Here is a 17,005-nt window from a genome sequence, read left to right on the forward strand (position 1 = left end):
GCTGTCGCAGCCGGTCCCGCGGCCCCCGCCCGCCCGTGTGCCCGCCCGCCGCGCGGGGCGCGACGGCTGCCAACCGCCACCCGGAGCCGCCGGGCCGCGCGGCGAGCCTTTAGGCTCGAAGACGTGAGCAGGCTCCAGGTCGTCAGTGGCAAGGGCGGAACCGGCAAGACCACGGTGGCCGCGGCCCTCGCGCTGGCCCTGGCCAGGGAGGGGAAGCGGACGCTTCTCGTCGAGGTCGAGGGCCGGCAGGGCATCGCACAGCTCTTCGAGACGGAGGCGCTGCCGTACGAAGAACGGAAGATCGCCGTCGCGCCGGGGGGCGGCGAGGTGTTCGCCCTCGCCATCGACCCCGAACTGGCGCTTCTGGACTACCTCCAGATGTTCTACAAACTGGGCAGCGCCGGCCGGGCCCTGAGAAAGCTCGGCGCGATCGACTTCGCCACCACCATCGCCCCCGGCGTCCGGGACGTCCTGCTGACCGGCAAGGCGTGCGAGGCGGTGCGGCGCAAGGACCGCAGCGGCCGGTTCGTCTACGACTACGTCGTCATGGACGCCCCGCCGACCGGCCGCATCGCCCGCTTCCTCAACGTCAACGACGAGGTCGCCGGCCTCGCCAAAATCGGCCCGATACACAATCAGGCGCAGGCGGTCATGCGCGTGCTGAAATCGCCGGAGACGGCCGTGCACCTGGTGACGCTGCTGGAGGAGATGCCGGTCCAGGAGACCGCGGACGGCATTGCGGAACTGCGCGCGGCGCGGCTGCCGGTGGGCAGGGTCATCGTCAACATGGTGCGGCCGCAGGTGCTGGACGCGGACGCCCTGGAACTCGTGGCGGCGGTCCCTCGTTCCTCTGTTGCGCGGGCGCTGTCGTCCGCCGGCCTCGGCGGCGCGCGGCGCGGCGGACACGCCGAGCGGCTGGTGGAGCCACTCCTCGCGCAGGCGGAGGAGTACGCGGAGCGGTACGCGCTGGAGACGGAGCAGCGTGCCGTGCTGGCGGACCTGGGCGTGCCGTTGCACGAACTTCCGCTGCTCGCGGAGGGCATGGACCTGGCAGGACTGTACGCGCTGGCCAGGCAGCTGCGCGAGCAGGACGTGTCATGACCGCGCGCGCCGACGCGTCCGGGCCGCCCAGCGACGGCCGTCACCTCCGTCACCGCAACCGCCGTACCGGCCCCGTCGCGAGCCGGAGAGACCGGAATCGGAAGCACCGGAAGCAGGGGATGCCATGAGCCGTCATACGGAACCGGCGGGGACCCACGACCCGGCCCGTCGCCACCTCTCCCCCACCCGCACGCTCGACATCGACCCGCTGATCGAGGACCCGGATACCCGGATCGTGGTGTGCTGCGGCTCGGGCGGCGTCGGCAAGACGACCACCGCGGCGGCGCTGGGCCTGCGCGCGGCCGAGCGGGGACGCAAGGTGGTCGTGCTCACCATCGACCCGGCCCGTCGGCTCGCCCAGTCCATGGGGATCGACTCGCTCGACAACACCCCGCGCCGCGTGAAGGGCATCGACGACTCCGCGGGCGGCGAACTGCACGCGATGATGCTCGACATGAAGCGCACCTTCGACGAGATCGTCGAGGCGCACGCGGACGCCGACCGGGCCGCCGCGATCCTGGGAAACCCCTTCTACCAGTCGCTCTCGGCGGGCTTCGCGGGCACGCAGGAGTACATGGCGATGGAGAAGCTGGGGCAGCTGCGCTCCCGGGACGAGTGGGACCTCATCGTGGTCGACACCCCGCCCTCGCGCTCCGCGCTGGACTTCCTGGACGCGCCCAAGCGGCTCGGGTCCTTCCTCGACGGCAAGCTCATCCGCGTGCTGCTGGCCCCGGCGAAGGTCGGCGGCCGCGCGGGGATGAAGTTCCTGAACGTCGGGATGTCGATGATGACCGGCGCGCTGGGCAAGGTGCTCGGCGGTCAGCTGCTGAAGGACGTACAGACCTTCGTGGCCGCTATGGACTCGATGTTCGGCGGGTTCCGTACGCGCGCGGACGCCACGTACAAGCTGCTTCAGGCGCCAGGAACGGCGTTCCTGGTGGTGGCGGCCCCGGAGCGGGACGCGCTGCGCGAGGCCGCGTACTTCGTGGAGCGGCTGGCCGCGGAGGACATGCCGCTGGCCGGTCTGGTGCTCAACCGGGTGCATGGCAGCGGCGCGGACCGGCTCTCGGCGGAACGGGCGCTCGCCGCCGCCGAAAATCTTGAGGACCTCCGCATTGTGGATCAGGAGGACGGGAAAGCTGGACTTCGTAACTCTCCCGACCCGTACGACAGTTCAGAATCGCCCGCTTCACCGGACGTTCCCGACGGAGGCTCCCCCGCCCCCACGGACGTCGACCCCACGCACGCGGACGCGGATACGAACGTGGACACGAATCCGGATCGTGGCTCGGAGCGGCCCGTCGACCGTCTCACCGCGGGCCTGTTGAGGCTGCACGCCGAGCGGATGCAGCTGCTCTCACGCGAACAGCGCACACGCGACCGCTTCATCGCGCTCCACCCCGAGGTGGCGGTGACCGAGGTGGCCGCACTGCCCGGCGATGTGCACGACCTCACAGGACTGCGGGACATCGGAGACCGGCTCGCGGCCGACCGGCCGGAGCTGCCCGCCACACCCTAGGCCCGACGGGGCGGAGGGCAGACGGCAGACGGCAGACGGCGGGACCAAGGCCCCCCGAGGGTCTCAGCCCACCGCGGCGAAGTTCTCGTACACCTCGTCCTCGTTGAGGGATACGACACCCGTCCCCCGCTCGTACTCCGAGCGCGCGGTCTCCAGCAGCCTGCGCCAGGAGGTCACGGTGGGCCGCCGGCGCAGCAGTGCGCGGCGCTCTCGTTCCGTCATGCCTCCCCACACGCCGAACTCGACGCGGTTGTCGAGCGCGTCGGCCAGGCACTCCGTACGCACCGGGCATCCGGTGCACACCGCCTTGGCCCTGTTCTGCGCTGCTCCTTGAACGAACAGTTCATCCGGATCGGTAGTGCGACAGGCAGCCTGCGCACTCCAGTCGGTCACCCAGCCCATACCGGCGCCGTCCTCTCCCGAATCGAGGCTCCCCCACGGCGGCAGCGGCATATTCACCGCCGCCAGTTGAGGACGTTACGGAAGGTGGGCACAGTGCAACACCCCCAGCGGGCCCAATCTTGAATGGTCCGAACGGACTATGGGTAAGCGGCAGATCACCCGGGGGAGTGAGGGGTCGACATGTGGGGCAAAGGGGGCGTTCAGGGTCAGTTCAGTTACGTCACAACGGACACCGCATGACACACGAGGCGGATCCGGACACGGACTCAACACGGACTCAACACGGACTCAACACCCCTCGACAGAACTCATATGAAGAAAGCCGAAGAGATCCGGAACGATTCGGGTTCGCCGGACGTATTGATACGTGGCCTCACTGCTGTGACAGTTGAGTGCAGCTTAGGCCAAGGCCTATACGCTTGTCCGGCGAATGAGAACGTAGGCTGCTCCCATGCCAAAGAAGCGCTCGGGCGGTGGTCTGTCTCCCACGCAGCAGGCCGCGAAGTTCCTCGGTGTCAGTGTCCTCGCGGGGGCCGTCATGGCCGGCATCGCCCTGCCCGCCGTGGGCGCGCTGGGCCTCGCGGCCAAGGGATCGGTCGAGAGCTTCGACGAGCTCCCGGCCAACCTGAAGACCCCGCCGCTGAGCCAGCGCACCACCATCCTGGATTCCCAGGGCGGCCAGATCGCCACGGTCTACTCGCGCGACCGTACGGTGGTCGACCTCAAGGACATCTCGCCGTACATGCAGAAGGCGATCGTCGCGATCGAGGACTCACGCTTCTACGAGCACGGCGCGGTCGACCTGAAGGGCATCCTGCGCGCGCTCAACAGCAACGCGCGCAGCGGCGAGGTCTCCGAGGGCGCCTCCACGCTCACGCAGCAGTACGTCAAGAACGTCTTCGTCGAGGAGGCCGGCGACGACCCGACCAAGGTCGCGCAGGCCACCCAGCAGACCATCGGCCGCAAGATCCGCGAACTGAAGTACGCGATCCAGGTCGAGGAGGAGCTGGGCAAGAAGAAGATCCTCGAGAACTATCTGAACATCACCTTCTTCGGCCAGCAGGCCTACGGCATCGAGGCGGCCGCCCAGCGCTACTTCTCCAAGTCCGCCAAGGACCTCAACCTCCAGGAGTCCGCCCTCCTCGCCGGTCTCGTCCAGTCCCCGAGCCGCTACGACCCGGTCAACGACGAGACGGAGGCGAAGAAGCGGCGCAATGTCGTCCTGCAGCGGATGGCTCAGATCGGCGACGTCTCTCAGGAGCAGGCCGACGAGGCGGCGAAGAGCCCCCTGGGCCTGAAGGTGAGCAAGCCGAAGAACGGCTGCATCACGGCGGTCAAGGGAGCGGGCTTCTTCTGTGACTACGTGCACGAGGTGTTCCTGAACGACCCGGTCTTCGGCAAGACCAGGGAGGACCGGGCGAAGATCTGGAACCAGGGCGGCCTGACCATCCGTACGACGCTCGACCCGCAGGCACAGGAGTCGGTGCAGCAGTCGCTGAAGAACCACGTCTACCAGTCCGACCCGGTGGCCGCCGCGAGCACGCTGGTCGAGCCCGGCACCGGCAAGATCGTCGCGATGGGCCAGTCGAAGCCGTACGGGTACGGCAAGAACGAGATCGAGATCAACTTCTCGGTCGACAAGGCCTGGGGCGGCTCGAACTTCGGGTTCCCGACGGGCTCGACGTTCAAGCCGTTCGTGGCCGCCGCCGCCCTGGAGGAGGGCAGGCCGCCGACCCAGACGCACCCCGCCCCGTACTCGATGCCGTACCCGTCGACCGTGCGCGGGTGCGAGAAGCCGTGGGTGAACGACGGGGGCTACAAGGTCGAGAACGAGAACGAGTCCGAGGTGGGCCCGTACGCGCTCAAGGAAGCGATGGCGAAGTCGGTCAACACCTACTTCGTACAGATGATCGAGGACATCGGTATGTGCCCGGTGGTGACCATGACCGACAAGCTCGGTGTGGTCCAGGGCAACGGGGAGAAGATCCCCGAGGTGCCCTCCTCGATGACGCTCGGTTCCACGGGCATCTCGCCGCTCACGATGGCGAGCGCGTACGCCGCCTTCGCCTCCCGCGGCATGTACTGCACACCGGTCGCCATCGAATCGATCACACAGAAGATCGGCAACAAGCAGAAGTCGCTCGAGGTGCCGAAGTCGACGTGCTCCCGCGCGATGAGCGAGAAGACCGCGGACACGGTGAACACCCTGCTGCAGGGCGTGATCGACTCCGGTACGGGTACCGCGGCCGGCCTCAGCGACCGCGCCAACGCCGGTAAGACGGGTACGACGGACGAGCGGCGGAACGCCTGGTTCGTCGGCTACACGCCGAACCTGTCGGGCGCCGTCTGGGTGGGCAGCGCCACCCAGGAGGTCCAGATGAAGAACATCACGATCGGCGGCCAGTACCACCCGCTCGTCTTCGGTGGCGCGGTCCCGGGCCCCATCTGGAAGGACGCCATGACCGGCGCCCTGGCGGGCAAGGACTCTCCCCCCTTCAACCTGGTGCACATCCCGGACGCCAAGGACCGCGACAAGGACCGCGACCGCGACAAGGGCGACCGCGACGACGGCAACAACGGCGACGGCGGTTTCATCGGCGGCCTGATCGGCGGCGGCAACGGCAACGGCAACGGGGGCGGCAACGGCGGAGGCGGCGCCGAGCCGGACCCGACCTTCTCCGTCCCGGAGGGCTTCATCCAGGGCCCGGGGAACGGCCCCGGGGGACGCGACTGACCGGCGGCTACTGCACGGACATGACGAACGGCCCCTTCCCCCGCGTGGGGGAAGGGGCCGTTCGCCGTCGTACTCGCCGGACGCGGGACCGGGCGTACCGCCGGACCCGAAACCCGGGCCTACCGCCGGCCCCGAAGCCCGGGCCTACCGCCGGCCCCGAAGCCCGGGCCTACCGCCGGCCCCGAAGCCCGGGCCTACCGCCGGCCCCGAGGCCCCCGGCCCTCATCCGGCCAGCTGCTTCTTCACCGCGGCGGCCACCCGGCCGCCCTCCGCCCGCCCGGCCACCTTCGGGTTCACGATCTTCATCACGGCGCCCATGGCCCGCGGCCCTTCCGCACCCGCCGCCTTCGCCTCCTCCACGGCCTGGGAGACGATCGCGTTCAGCTCCTCGTCGGACAGCTGCTTGGGCAGGTACGCGGCCAGGACCTCGCCCTCCGCCTTCTCCCGCTCGGACTGCTCGGGGCGGCCGCCCTCGGCGAACGCCTCCGCCGCCTCTCGGCGCTTCTTCGCCTCGCGGGTGATCACCTTCTGCACCTCGTCGTCGGAGAGCTCACGCTTCTCCTTCCCCGCGACCTCCTCCTTGGTGATCGCGGCGAGCGTCAGCCGGAGCGTCGAGGAGCGGAGCTCGTCGCGCTCCTTGATCGCGGCGTTGAGGTCATCCTGCAGCTTCGACTTGAGCGTGGTCATGGCTTGATTGTCGCAGGTGCGGGGACCAGGACGCTTGCATTTAAGGCGCCCTGGTTACAGGCGCGTTCGGCCGGCCGTGCAAGGTCTGACACGATGGACGTATGCGCGCGCGATACGGAATCCCCCTGGGAATCACGGCGGCCGGTGCCGCCGGACTGCTGTACGCGGCGGGCTTCGAGGCCCGCTCCTTCCGACTGCGGCGGGTGACGGTGCCCGTACTGCCCTCCGGGATGCGCCCCCTGCGCGTGCTCCAGGTCTCCGACATCCACATGGTCGGCGGGCAGCGCAAGAAGCAGCGCTGGCTGCGCTCCCTGGCGGGCCTGCGCCCCGACTTCGTGATCAACACGGGGGACAACCTCTCCGACCCCGAGGGCGTCCCCGAGGTTCTCGACGCGCTCGGCCCCCTGATGGAGTTCCCCGGCGCGTACGTCTTCGGCTCCAACGACTACTACGGCCCCCAGCCGCGCAACCCCGCCCGCTATCTGCTCGAGAAGGTCCAGGGCCGCCACGGCCTGAACGGCAACCCCCCGGTCGTCGGCGCGATCCACAACCCGTGGGAGGACCTGCGGGACGGATTCGACTCGGCCGGCTGGCTGAACCTGACCAACACCAGGGGCACCCTGAAGATCGAGGGCACGTCTGTCGAGCTGACCGGCCTGGACGACCCGCACATCAAGCGCGACCGCTACCCGGAGGTGGCCGGCGGCCCCTCGGACGCCGCGGACTTCTCCATGGCCGTCGTCCACGCCCCCTACCTGCGCGTCCTGGACGCCTTCACCGCCGACGGCTACCCGCTGGTCCTGGCCGGCCACACCCACGGCGGCCAGCTCTGCATCCCCTTCTACGGCGCCCTGGTCACCAACTGCGACCTGGACACGGACCGCGTGAAGGGCCTGTCCACGCACACGGCGGACGGACGTACGTCCTACCTCCACGTCTCGGCGGGCTGCGGCACCAGCCGCTACACACCGGTGCGCTTCGCCTGCCCCCCGGAGGCGACCCTGCTGACCCTCGTCGACCGCGACCAGGGCATCGTCCGGTAACCCGTCCGGTCCACCCATATCGCCCCGTACGGGACATCCGCTCACGCTGGGGTGCATGACCGCCCCGATACGTAGGTACATCCCGGACCTCCCCGCCCTGCCGCGCACGAGGCTCGGGATTTCCGCCCCCGCCAGAGCCGTCGTACCGCTGATACGGCGGCCCGTGGCAGCGGCGTACCGTCTCGCACTGGCGCTGCTGGCCACCGGCGCGGTGCTCGTCGAAACCCTCCTCGGCAGCCCCTCCCGGGTCCTGAGCTACTTCGCGATCCAGAGCGCGGTCCTGCTGGCCGTGGTCATGCTGACGTCGGCCCGCCGCGCGTGGCTCGCCCGCCATCCGCTGCCGGGCGCCGTCACCGGGGCGACGCTTCTCTACGTGACCATGGCGGCCCTGGTCCACCACGTACTCCTGGCGGACACCTCCCCGCGCCTCGCCATGGCGGACGGCCCCGCCGGCCCCGCCTGGCTGGAGCCCCTCGCGGCCCACACCCTGCACACGGTGCTCCCGGTGGCGGCGCTCCTGGACTGGCTCCTCCTCTCCCCACCCGCCCGCACGCACCTCCGCCAGGCCGCGACCTGGCTGCTCTACCCCCTGGCCTACGTGGCCTTCACTCTGACCCGGGGCGAACTCCTCCCGGGCTCCCCCATCCGCTACCTCTACCCCTTCCTGGACGTCGTCCGGCACGGCTACAAGAACGTCCTCGCCAACGCCCTCTTCCTCGGCCTCGCCTGCTACGCCCTAGCCGTTCTCCTCGTGGCCCTGGACCACGCCCGCCCGAACCCGGTCCGCCGACGCCCCTCGAAAACCGGATTTCGTCTCTAGCCACCGGTGGGCTAAAGTAAACGTCGTCGCCGCGACAGCGGCGATGATCGGGGTGTAGCGCAGCTTGGCAGCGCGCTTCGTTCGGGACGAAGAGGTCGTGGGTTCAAATCCCGCCACCCCGACAGTGAAGTACCAGGTCAGGGGCCTGATCCGCGCGAGCGGGTCGGGCCCCTGACTCATTTCCCGGGCCTCTTGGGAGCCATACGGGAGCCGCCCACGGAACCCGAGCTCCAGAGCGAGCTCCCTCTGCCTCCCTACGGAGGCAGCGCCTGGCAGGTCACGGGATGCCGTGGAGTACGGGCGAGGCCCCAATCCCCTTGGTTCGGACAGCCGTGAAGCTGGAGATGCTCGGACTCCGACAGGTTCGACGCCCCGAGCACGATCGCGACCGCAGGTGCACCAGCACCCCTGCCCGGTCCCGCCAACCGGCCACCGAACTGGACGGCAGCACCTTCTCCAGCGCCCCCGTCAGCCCGTCCGGTCCACACACCGGCGCAGCAGCACCGCCCCGGCATGACCGATCAGCCTCTTCCTGTCGGCCGCCACGGACAGCCGACGCTCCTACCCTGTACGCTCAACCACCAGAAAGGTGCCCTGACTCCTGCAGCGGATATGACTTCGACACTCACATCCTTGCAGGTCAGCGGAACCTTTCTGCTACCGGGGCGTCAGATCCTCTAATTCCGGTACGGCTGCGCTACTTCGTTCCCCACACCCAATTCAGCCCGAAGCCGTAAGCCCGGTCGATCTGCTGTTGATTCCCGTCCCAGAGCTTCGGGCTGAACCACCGTACTTCCCGCGTCAGTTCAAGCCCCTCCCGCCCCGGCACGAGACGCGCGATGGCGCAGGCGGTCGCCCCGGCGGGGGAGTCGTCGAGGTGGATGCGCCATGTGCCGCTCGGCGCGGTCATGGTGACCACGCCACCCAGCGTGCGGAAGTCCACAGACCCCTCGTAGACGTAGACGTAGACGACGAGTTGTTGGAACTCCCGCCAGCGTTCGAGGTTGACCCGCAGCGTCTCCCCGTCCGAGGCCTGACCGGTGCGGTCGTCCTGATCGAGTTCCAGATAGGGCCAGTGATCGAAGGAGCCGAAGTTGGCTCCCAGCGGCTGGATCGCGTCGCCTCGACCGTCCCGCGTACGTACCATGCACCCGAGGTCGAGGTCCGCCTTGGCTGCGGCCGACCAGTTGAGGTTGACCTGCAACCGTCCGTGCCCCGCGATCCGGGCCTGCGGCGACCAATTGCTCAGCTCGACCGGAGACCCGGTCACCCTCGATGTCTGTTGCGGCTCCCGCCGCGATTCCGGCACCGGCTCCGGCTCTGGTTCGGTGATCGCCCCCCTCGGACGCCCCTTCGTCGGCTTCAGTTGGACGACCCCTCGCTTACGACCGTCCCCGCTCATCCGCCTCACGCCCCCTCAACTGCGTATCGGGTCAGCCCGACCGGATTCACAGTTCATCACACTTTCACTACAACCCTGCACTACTCTCGACCGTCTCTTGTGCAGGATGTGAAGATCCGTCCGATCGACGCCCATATGGCATGAGGGCCATGCGCGATCCGACCAGACGCACCGGTGCCGCCAGTGCATCGAACCGTCAAACGACCTGGCGACAGCCATGGGCGGGATAGGGGAGCCCTGTGGGGGTTTTGCACGACAAATCGGTGACCGCCCGTCATCTCGAGGACCAGGCGCAGGATCCTGCTCTTGCCCCACGAGCTGAGGAACTACGCGCGCTCGCCCGCGCGATGGACTCTCCCGAACATGACGCGCTGGACGCCTGGGCCGACCTCGACCTGATGGCCAACTTCGCCCGCCCCGAGAGCATGGCATGCGACGTGACGCCGGCGACTGGCCGTCGTGCCGCCCTGGTGTCGAAGACCGTCGACGGGCTGGACTGGGTCCTCGGCGCACTCGTCTTCATGCCGCTCATCTTCACCTGGTCCGGTCTCGCGATGGCGACCAGCGCCTATGGCGACCTCACGACCGCGGACCCGAAGGCGGCCACGCGCCCCTTCCTCCAGCTGTGGCAGACCGGCTTCGAAGGGCACCTCAGCGGCTGGTTCGAGTTCGGCCACGTCGCCGAGGCCGGCAGCGTCGCTCTCCTTGCCCTACTCGCGCTCACGCTGCTCCACGGCAATCGTCGTGCCGCCGCGGACCGCGCGGAGCAGAGGGCGGAGCAGGAGACCCGTGCCGCAATGGCCCGCCTGGTACCCGTACTGACCGAGGCCCAGCTGATCCTCAACGCGCACCGCTTCGCTTCGCCGGGAAGGTTCGCGGAGGAGCTCAACAAGGCCGGCGGGAAGATCCAGCGCATGCACTCCAAGGCGCTCGCCACACAGAAGCAGCTCGTCAACGCCGCCGAGGCGGTCCGCGAGGCGTTGGACAAGGCGGAAGAACGCCTCGCCAAGGCCGACGATTCGGTTCGCCCCCTCGAGACGGCGGTCGCGCGGATGGCTGACACCGTCCGGGACAGCAGCACCGCAATCCGTACGGCCGTACGCGACCTGGACCAGCCGCTCACGCAGCTCGGCGACGAGCTCCGGGATGCCGTCAACGGCCACCGCGAGGCCCTTGATCGCAGCCGCGACAGCCTGATCACCGCCACCGACGATCTGCGGAACCTCCTCTCCCGCACCACAGACAGGCTGGAGGCCACCGTCTCCGGCAACGGTGACGACGTCCGTACCGCGCTCACGGACGCAGCTCAGCGCGTCGAGGACTCCGTCACGCTACTGGCCGCCACGCAGCGCTCTTTCACCACCAGCGTCGAAGTGGTCGGCGACCTGCACAGCCAGCTCATCGACGGCCTCAAGGCCATGGCCGAACACACCGAACAGGCGGCCGGGGACTCCCGGCACGCCGTCTCCGGCATCGCCGACCGCACGAAGGCTCTCGACGAGGCCGCGAAGCGGTTCGCTGCCCTGATCGACGTCGTCGAGCGTGCCGCTAAGGACGGCGACGCGGCACGTGCGGCCGCCGAAGCCGAGCGCCGCATGGCGGAGGACGCCAGGACGCAGGCGCAGGAAGCGCTCGCACGGGCCGAGGAGATCTTGGGCCAGGCCTCCGCGTCGACGCCGCCGGTGCCTCCCGTGTCGTCCACGTCGCCGGGTAACCCGTTCCCCGCGCAGCCGCAGCAGCGTGAGCGCTCGGATGCCAGGCCGCATCCGTCCTCCGAACCGGCCTATCCCCAGCGGCCGTCGGCAAGCCTGGACAAGGCCTCATGACCACCTCGTCCGGATCCGTGAGCAAGAGGCGCCGGTTGAGCCGGTTCAACCCGTTGCACCTCGCCGGCTGGCTCTTCGCTGACATGCTGCTCGTCCTGGCCCTGGTCTCCCTCGGGGACCGGGCCGACCCGCTCGCAGCCCAGTCGGCGGCGAAGCCGAAGCCGTCGCCGTCCGCCTCGGCGTCTGCGTCCCCTTCGCCGTCACCGACGCCCACCGGGCCCCGGTCGCTTGAGCTGAAGCCGGTAAAGATCCGGGTGCAGGCGGCCGCAGGCGACCGGTCCGCCATGGTCTCGCAGGTGCGCAAGGCCACCAAGCGGTATGAGGGCCGCCAGGCCGCTCTGGTCCTCACCTTCGGCGAATCTCCGGAGACCAGTCAGGGTCAGGCGTACGCCGGTGAGATCAACAAGGCGCTGAAGAAGGCCCGTCCGGACATGTTCGGCGGGTCCGTGAAGCGCCCGTTCTGGCAGAGCAGCCCGACCTCCGGCAGCGCCGCGATCGAAATCTATTTCTACACCCGCTGACGGCCAGGCCGTCGTCCCCACGTTCCATCGATTCAGGAGCAAGCAATGCAGCTTCTTCCCTTCTACCTGGTCTGCGACGAGTCCGGCTCCATGGCCGCCGGCGGCGTGGACGCCATCAACGACGCCCTGCCGGACCTGCACGACGAGATCAGCTCCAACCCGGCCGTCGCCGACAAGGCCCGCTTCGCGATGATCGGCTTCTCCACCAGCGCCACCCTGCTCCAGCCGCTGGTCGACCTCAGCGAGATCGACTCTCTGCCGTCGCTGTCGGCGGGTGGCGTGACGTCGTTTGCCTCGGCGTTTCAGCTGCTCAAGGACACCATCCAGAAGGATATCGACCGGCTGAAGGGCGAGGGCCACTCCGTTTTCCGCCCGGTCGTCTTCTTCCTGTCCGACGGTGCTCCGACTGACATGCCGGACACCGTCTGGCGCGATGCGCTCAAGGAACTCAAGGAGTTCTCCTACGCCCCGAAGATCATCGCCTTCGGCATTGGCACGGCCGATCGGATGACGATCGCCGAGGTCGCCAACTTCAAGGCGTTCATCCAGGAGAGCGACAATGTGTCTCCCGCTGTCGCCCTGCGCGAGTTCGCGTCGAGCTTGACAAACTCGATCGTCAACTCGACCACTAGCATCTCGTCCAAGGGGGGCGAAGGCTTCGACCTTAAGGTCGACGACCACGTGGACGGCTACACCAGCCTTTCCCTGGACAAGATGTGAGCGCGCCGATGAACCATGACGACCCGCGCGTGCCAATCAGCCCGGCCGAGCAGATGGACCAAGCCGTCGCGCTGGTCAGTACGGTGCTGCCTGCGCCCCATACCCCTCAGGAACCGCAAGTCGAGCGGGATGCTTCAGGTCCCCACGAGACCTCGCAAACGCAGGTCCAGCCGCAGCCGCAGCCGCAGCCGCAGCCGCAACTGACCCTGGATCCCACCCAGGTACCGGCCCCGCAGCCGATCCCCGATCCGTCGGCGGTGAACCCCGGCTGCGCGTGCGGCGGCACTGCGCGCACGTTTCCCGAGCACATTGGCAAGCGTCCCCCCGCCTATCCACCGTTCCCGAAGAACAAGCCGGCCGTCGGTGAGGACGATTTCGCCGCCTTCATCCCGGATACCGTCGTCGATGGTCTCACCCTGCCCGGACTGTCCGTGCTGGGCGCGTCCATGCGGGGCGACTCCCATCGGTGGGAGGGGACCTGCCGCCAGGACGCGATGGTGTTGGCTCGGATTGGTGAGGGCAACGAACAGTTGCTGGTGCTCGCGGTCGCGGATGGTGTTGGTTCGTCGAAGCGGTCCCACGTCGCTTCGCAGGAATTGGCTCACGCCGTAATCAAGGCTTTGGACACGAAGGCCCCGGACCTCCACAGCCTGCTGGTGGGCCAGGACCATCAGATGCTCATCGCTGCCGTCAACAGCGCCATCGGCGAGGCCGTGCCTGACTGCCTCAAGAAGTGGGCGGCACAGACCGAGGTGTTCGACGAGCGGGACTACGCCACTACTCTGCACCTCCTTCTGGTGCCCACGGACACCAAGATCCGGTACAGGGCGTGGGTCAGCATCGGTGACGGCGGTTTGCTACGTCTCGTCGATGGCGAGTGGCACGGGTTGGAAGGCCAGGACGGTGGCATCGCCAGCACGCGGACGACCGCCCTGCCTTCGACCCGTTATGCCGCGGTCGACCTCTTTCGATCCGACCCGGGCGGACTGCTGCTCCTCGGAACCGACGGAATCACCAATCCGATCAACCAGGAACCCGAGTTCCGTGCGCGTCTGGCCGCCTACTGGGGTACCGGCGAGATCCCGAGCATGTCTCACTTCCTCAGGCAGGCGCAGCTCCGCGCCAAGACGTACGACGACGACCGCACGGTCATCTGTGTGTGGGAGGGGGCGGCGGGCCGATGACGGCCGAGGACGGTCAGGATGTTGCGAAGTCGTCGCTCACCCTCGGCGCCAAGATGGGCAGCGGCGGTCAGGGCGACGTGTACCTAGCCAGCGATGACCTGCTCTTCAAGGAGTACAAGAACCCCGCCACCGTGAACGAGAGCGCCCTGGCGACTCTCCCCGCGCTCCGCCAGGCACTGTCTGCCCCGGAGCGCGCCCATCTGGACCGGATTGCTGCTTGGCCGCTGTGCCGCGTGACGGACGGAGGCCGTTCGGTCGGCTTCCTCATGCGCAGTGCACCGGACGTGTACAGATGGCAGACGCCGAACGGCAAGAGCAAGCTCCTAGAGCTGCAGCACCTGCTCTACTCGGAGAGGCCCGCGACGAAGAACGTTCGCCGCCCGTCTCTGGAGCAGCGGCGCGCACTGGCCATGGCCTGTGCAAAGGCCGTCGATTGGTTCCACAGCACCAGCATGGTCATCGGGGACATCTCCCACGCCAACATCCTTTGGTCCCTGCAGCCGGAGCCGATGGTTCACTTCATCGATTGCGATGGCTTCCGTCGTATTGGAGGAGCGTCGGTGCAGATCCAGGCCGACACCCCGGAGTGGGGTGACCCGCACACCCCGTCGGCGCGGGCGAGCGTCGACAGTGACGCCTTCAAGACCGCCCTGGCTGTCGTACGAATCCTCGCCGAGGACCCGTACGTGGTCCCGGGTGACCCGCTCAAATTGGTCGCCGGCTGCCTCAACGACCGCCAAGAGTCGGCCGTCCGCAGCCTCTTCGAGCAGGCGGGCGGCCCGGCCGGCACTAGGCCAAAGCCGAGCGAGTGGTGCAACGCCTTGAGCGACCGCGGCACCATCCGGCTCCGCGCGGCGAAGCCCAGACAGCGGCCCGTCGTCGACACATCCGTCCTGGACGGCGTCCGCGATCGCAGGCCGATTCAACTGCGCCGCGGGTAGCGACCGGCAGCTCAGGCGGGGCCTCGACGAGATCCGGTTCCGACGTAAGTCGCGTACAAGTAGTCCCGACAGTTCTGCGCGTTACCCGCTGCTGCGGCGGTGGGTCCTCACGTTCCGCCGAGCCGCTGGCAGGTAGGGGACGCTGGATGGCCGCTGGTGTCATCGAGGCCAGCCGCTGCTGTAGTGGCGGGGCAATGCGGGACGGCAGCGCATTGTCATCCGGTGAGTGGACTCATTTTCAGCGGGGGCAACGCGTTGACGAGATCGGCGGAACGGCGAAGAGGGCCTCGGGCGTTGACGCACGGAGCATGACTCCGCGACCCTGGCAGCCGATGTACCCTCCGCCCGGCCCCCCTGTTGTGGGCCCGCCTCCCGGGGCCCTCGGCAACCAAGGCGCAAGGTCCGTGTCGCCTGCGACGCCAGGCGCGGGCGGCTGCGCCGCTCCGGGCGACACCACGGGTGACTGGCGTGGTACGACGGGATTCGTCCGGTCTCCCGAGCCGCCGGTTTCAACGGCCCGCGTGCAGCGCCCACATCGTCGGCGAAATCCAGGTGGTCCACGAGTTCCGCCTAGGCGGGGAGGGCTGCCGGCGGGGCACCCTGAGGCGTTCCCTGTCTCAGCCCTTGAGGTCGATCATGCGAGCCGGCTGCCCGGTGGTGCGGGCGATGGTTTCGAAGTCGCGGTCGTAGTGCAGCAGCGTGAGTCCCGCTTCTTCCGCGGCCGCGGCCACTAGCAGGTCGACGGCTCCGGCACTGCGGTGCTCACCCTTGGCGGTGAGCTCACGCTGGACGACACGGGCACGCCGGTAGATACCGTCCGGCATGGGGCACCAGGTGAACTGGTTCAGCCGTTCCTGGATGGCCTCGCGGTCCTTCTCGGAACGGGCAGAGTAGAGGACTTCCAGTTCGGTGAGGTCGCACAGGGCGACCAGACCGGCGCCGATCCTCTGCTCCCATCCTTCGGTGGCCTGACGCAGCAGGACGCGAGCCAGTGCCGACGTATCGATGAGGTAGTCGGCCACGCTCACCGGGCAGAACCACCTCGGTAGTTGCGCTTGTCCAAGAGGAGTTCGACGGCGAGGGCGCCTTCATCCGCGAGATCCTGCAGCTCATGCAAGGCCCGCAAGCGACGGTTACGCGCGACGATTTCACGCAGGGCGGTGTTGATGGTGTCCCGTTTCGTGGAAGTGCCCAGCTCCTTCGCTGCGGCTTCCAACGCGTCGTCGTCGAGATCGATGACGGTTCTGCTCATGAGCCCACCTCCGCATATATTGGCAAGTATATCACTGTACATAATCGACTATATCGCAGGGCGATCCCCGAGGTGATCAGGACTCGCTTCGGGCGGGCCCGGGTCGTCGCGCGGCAGGGGGATGTCGAGAGCGCCGCCGCACTGCTGCGCGAGGTTCGGGACGACCGCGCGCGGGTTCTCGGTGAGGATCACCCGGACACGCTGGCCGCACAGGCCGAGTTGGAGGGGTTGTAGTCGGTCACGGATGGGTGAGGCGGTGGGACCCTGCCCGGGGTGCGGGGCGGATGCCGTGGGGGTTCGGGGGTGTCGTAGGGTGCCTCGATTGTGGGCCGTGGGAACGCTTGCGTGGGGTAGGGGGGCGGTTGTGGGCGGTGCTTCGCGCATGGGGCGTACGCCATTGCCGGGTGGCGGTGTGCGGTATGACATGGCTACGCGGGAGCGACGGCGGTTGTCGGTGGTGGCCCATCTCGACGGGTCCCGGACGTTGAACGTGTACGGCACGGACGCCGACGTGCTGTCCGTGCGGCTGGCCGCCGACGAGGCGGCGGTGGTTATTGACGCCGTGATGCCTGCCCGGCACAGTCCTAGCCTGCTGGCGACGGCCGAGCTGGGGTTGGTCGCCGAGCGGATCGAGTTGCCGGAGGGCTCGCGTTGGCAGGGGCGGCCGCTGGGCGACACCCGGATGCGTACGGAGACCGGGGTCTCGGTCGTGGCGGTACTGCGCCGGGCCGAGGCCATCCCGTCGCCTGGGCCGGAGTTCCGGCTGGCCGGCGGTGACACCCTCATCGTGATCGGCACGCGTGAGGGCGTCGGGGGCGCCGGCGAGATCCTCGGCCGGTAGCGGTTCCGGGCC

The 17,005-nt window shown here is 68.7% G+C and carries 17 protein-coding genes and 1 tRNA gene; 13 read left to right on the forward strand and 5 right to left on the reverse strand.

Features of this window, described 5'->3' with window-relative positions; translation table 11 throughout:
• Positions 1 to 123: 123 nt before the first annotated feature.
• Both AB0L56_RS05055 and AB0L56_RS05060 read left to right on the forward strand, forming a co-directional pair.
• Positions 124 to 1,101 (forward strand): ArsA-related P-loop ATPase, encoded by a 978-nt coding sequence (locus AB0L56_RS05055; protein WP_365419098.1) that lies wholly within the window; start codon positions 124 to 126, stop codon positions 1,099 to 1,101.
• A 124-nt stretch (positions 1,102 to 1,225) separates the two neighbouring features.
• Positions 1,226 to 2,620: an ArsA family ATPase gene (locus AB0L56_RS05060; protein ID WP_365419101.1), complete on the forward strand. Its 1,395-nt coding sequence runs from the start codon at positions 1,226 to 1,228 to the stop codon at positions 2,618 to 2,620.
• Positions 2,621 to 2,683: 63 nt separating this feature from the next.
• Here the strand turns inward: AB0L56_RS05060 and AB0L56_RS05065 are convergent, their stop codons facing one another.
• Positions 2,684 to 3,022 carry a WhiB family transcriptional regulator gene (locus AB0L56_RS05065; protein ID WP_361036152.1) on the reverse strand — a complete coding sequence of 113 codons (339 nt, stop codon included), beginning with the start codon at positions 3,020 to 3,022 and terminating at the stop codon, positions 2,684 to 2,686.
• A 451-nt stretch (positions 3,023 to 3,473) separates the two neighbouring features.
• On the opposite strand from AB0L56_RS05065, the gene AB0L56_RS05070 reads away from it, so the two are divergent.
• On the forward strand, positions 3,474 to 5,756 hold the full coding sequence (locus tag AB0L56_RS05070) for a transglycosylase domain-containing protein (RefSeq protein ID WP_365419104.1): 2,283 nt from the start codon (positions 3,474 to 3,476) through the stop codon (positions 5,754 to 5,756).
• Between the two features lie 222 nt (positions 5,757 to 5,978).
• On the opposite strand, the gene AB0L56_RS05075 is transcribed toward AB0L56_RS05070, so the two are convergent.
• Positions 5,979 to 6,443, reverse strand: a complete 465-nt coding sequence (locus AB0L56_RS05075; protein WP_361036158.1) for a GatB/YqeY domain-containing protein — start codon at positions 6,441 to 6,443, stop codon at positions 5,979 to 5,981.
• 101 nt (positions 6,444 to 6,544) lie between these two features.
• On the opposite strand from AB0L56_RS05075, the gene AB0L56_RS05080 reads away from it, so the two are divergent.
• From AB0L56_RS05080 to AB0L56_RS05090, 3 genes are all read left to right on the forward strand, one after another.
• Positions 6,545 to 7,486, forward strand: coding sequence for a metallophosphoesterase (locus AB0L56_RS05080; RefSeq protein WP_365419108.1), 942 nt, complete (start codon positions 6,545 to 6,547; stop codon positions 7,484 to 7,486).
• 55 nt (positions 7,487 to 7,541) lie between these two features.
• Entirely contained in the window at positions 7,542 to 8,306 is a 765-nt protein-coding gene (locus AB0L56_RS05085; RefSeq protein WP_365419110.1) for a Pr6Pr family membrane protein, read from the forward strand.
• 48 nt (positions 8,307 to 8,354) lie between these two features.
• Positions 8,355 to 8,428: transfer RNA gene (locus AB0L56_RS05090), tRNA-Pro, on the forward strand.
• A 575-nt stretch (positions 8,429 to 9,003) separates the two neighbouring features.
• Here AB0L56_RS05090 and AB0L56_RS05095 read toward each other — a convergent pair.
• The gene (locus tag AB0L56_RS05095) at positions 9,004 to 9,576 is read right to left on the reverse strand and encodes a tellurium resistance protein (RefSeq protein ID WP_365419113.1); all 573 of its coding nucleotides are present in this window, start codon (positions 9,574 to 9,576) and stop codon (positions 9,004 to 9,006) included.
• Between the two features lie 395 nt (positions 9,577 to 9,971).
• Between AB0L56_RS05095 and AB0L56_RS05100 the strand changes: the two genes are divergently transcribed.
• From AB0L56_RS05100 to AB0L56_RS05120, 5 genes are read left to right on the forward strand one after another with little or no spacing between them, the layout of a single operon-like run.
• Positions 9,972 to 11,534, forward strand: a complete 1,563-nt coding sequence (locus AB0L56_RS05100) for a hypothetical protein (protein WP_365419115.1) — start codon at positions 9,972 to 9,974, stop codon at positions 11,532 to 11,534.
• The gene (locus AB0L56_RS05105) at positions 11,531 to 12,055 is read left to right on the forward strand and encodes a hypothetical protein (RefSeq protein WP_365419118.1); all 525 of its coding nucleotides are present in this window, start codon (positions 11,531 to 11,533) and stop codon (positions 12,053 to 12,055) included. Before AB0L56_RS05100 ends, AB0L56_RS05105 begins: the two co-directional genes overlap by 4 nt.
• A gap of 45 nt (positions 12,056 to 12,100) precedes the next feature.
• Entirely contained in the window at positions 12,101 to 12,775 is a 675-nt protein-coding gene (locus AB0L56_RS05110) for a VWA domain-containing protein (protein ID WP_365419121.1), read from the forward strand.
• A gap of 8 nt (positions 12,776 to 12,783) precedes the next feature.
• Positions 12,784 to 13,959: a protein phosphatase 2C domain-containing protein gene (locus tag AB0L56_RS05115; RefSeq protein WP_365419124.1), complete on the forward strand. Its 1,176-nt coding sequence runs from the start codon at positions 12,784 to 12,786 to the stop codon at positions 13,957 to 13,959.
• Positions 13,956 to 14,900: a hypothetical protein gene (locus AB0L56_RS05120; RefSeq protein ID WP_365419127.1), complete on the forward strand. Its 945-nt coding sequence runs from the start codon at positions 13,956 to 13,958 to the stop codon at positions 14,898 to 14,900. The genes AB0L56_RS05115 and AB0L56_RS05120 overlap by 4 nt, the downstream gene beginning before the upstream one ends.
• Before the next feature lie 617 nt (positions 14,901 to 15,517).
• On the opposite strand, the gene AB0L56_RS05125 is transcribed toward AB0L56_RS05120, so the two are convergent.
• Positions 15,518 to 15,928, reverse strand: coding sequence for a PIN domain nuclease (locus AB0L56_RS05125; protein ID WP_365419130.1), 411 nt, complete (start codon positions 15,926 to 15,928; stop codon positions 15,518 to 15,520).
• On the reverse strand, positions 15,925 to 16,152 hold the full coding sequence (locus tag AB0L56_RS05130; RefSeq protein ID WP_190166603.1) for a type II toxin-antitoxin system VapB family antitoxin: 228 nt from the start codon (positions 16,150 to 16,152) through the stop codon (positions 15,925 to 15,927). Before AB0L56_RS05130 ends, AB0L56_RS05125 begins: the two co-directional genes overlap by 4 nt.
• Positions 16,153 to 16,224: 72 nt before the next feature.
• Between AB0L56_RS05130 and AB0L56_RS05135 the strand changes: the two genes are divergently transcribed.
• On the forward strand, positions 16,225 to 16,386 hold the full coding sequence (locus AB0L56_RS05135; protein WP_365419133.1) for a tetratricopeptide repeat protein: 162 nt from the start codon (positions 16,225 to 16,227) through the stop codon (positions 16,384 to 16,386).
• A 148-nt stretch (positions 16,387 to 16,534) separates the two neighbouring features.
• Complete coding sequence (locus tag AB0L56_RS05140) at positions 16,535 to 16,993, forward strand: TrkA C-terminal domain-containing protein (protein WP_365419136.1); 459 nt, start codon at positions 16,535 to 16,537, stop codon at positions 16,991 to 16,993.
• The last annotated feature ends 12 nt before the right edge of the window (positions 16,994 to 17,005 follow it).

This window comes from Streptomyces sp. NPDC052079 (genome assembly GCF_040680275.1).
Lineage (GTDB): Bacteria > Actinomycetota > Actinomycetes > Streptomycetales > Streptomycetaceae > Streptomyces.

What these genes read in the sequence shown, in the direction of transcription:
- AB0L56_RS05085 (WP_365419110.1), top strand. Translation starts at nt 7,542, where the DNA reads ATGACCGCCCCGATACGTAGGTACATCCCGGACCTCCCCGCCCTGCCG.
- AB0L56_RS05120 (WP_365419127.1), top strand. Translation starts at nt 13,956, where the DNA reads ATGACGGCCGAGGACGGTCAGGATGTTGCGAAGTCGTCGCTCACCCTC.
- AB0L56_RS05070 (WP_365419104.1), top strand. Translation starts at nt 3,474, where the DNA reads ATGCCAAAGAAGCGCTCGGGCGGTGGTCTGTCTCCCACGCAGCAGGCC.
- AB0L56_RS05110 (WP_365419121.1), top strand. Translation starts at nt 12,101, where the DNA reads ATGCAGCTTCTTCCCTTCTACCTGGTCTGCGACGAGTCCGGCTCCATG.
- AB0L56_RS05080 (WP_365419108.1), top strand. Translation starts at nt 6,545, where the DNA reads ATGCGCGCGCGATACGGAATCCCCCTGGGAATCACGGCGGCCGGTGCC.
- AB0L56_RS05105 (WP_365419118.1), top strand. Translation starts at nt 11,531, where the DNA reads ATGACCACCTCGTCCGGATCCGTGAGCAAGAGGCGCCGGTTGAGCCGG.
- AB0L56_RS05140 (WP_365419136.1), top strand. Translation starts at nt 16,535, where the DNA reads ATGGGGCGTACGCCATTGCCGGGTGGCGGTGTGCGGTATGACATGGCT.
- AB0L56_RS05115 (WP_365419124.1), top strand. Translation starts at nt 12,784, where the DNA reads ATGAACCATGACGACCCGCGCGTGCCAATCAGCCCGGCCGAGCAGATG.
- AB0L56_RS05130 (WP_190166603.1), bottom strand. Translation starts at nt 16,152, where the DNA reads ATGAGCAGAACCGTCATCGATCTCGACGACGACGCGTTGGAAGCCGCA.
- AB0L56_RS05060 (WP_365419101.1), top strand. Translation starts at nt 1,226, where the DNA reads ATGAGCCGTCATACGGAACCGGCGGGGACCCACGACCCGGCCCGTCGC.
- AB0L56_RS05065 (WP_361036152.1), bottom strand. Translation starts at nt 3,022, where the DNA reads ATGGGCTGGGTGACCGACTGGAGTGCGCAGGCTGCCTGTCGCACTACC.
- AB0L56_RS05075 (WP_361036158.1), bottom strand. Translation starts at nt 6,443, where the DNA reads ATGACCACGCTCAAGTCGAAGCTGCAGGATGACCTCAACGCCGCGATC.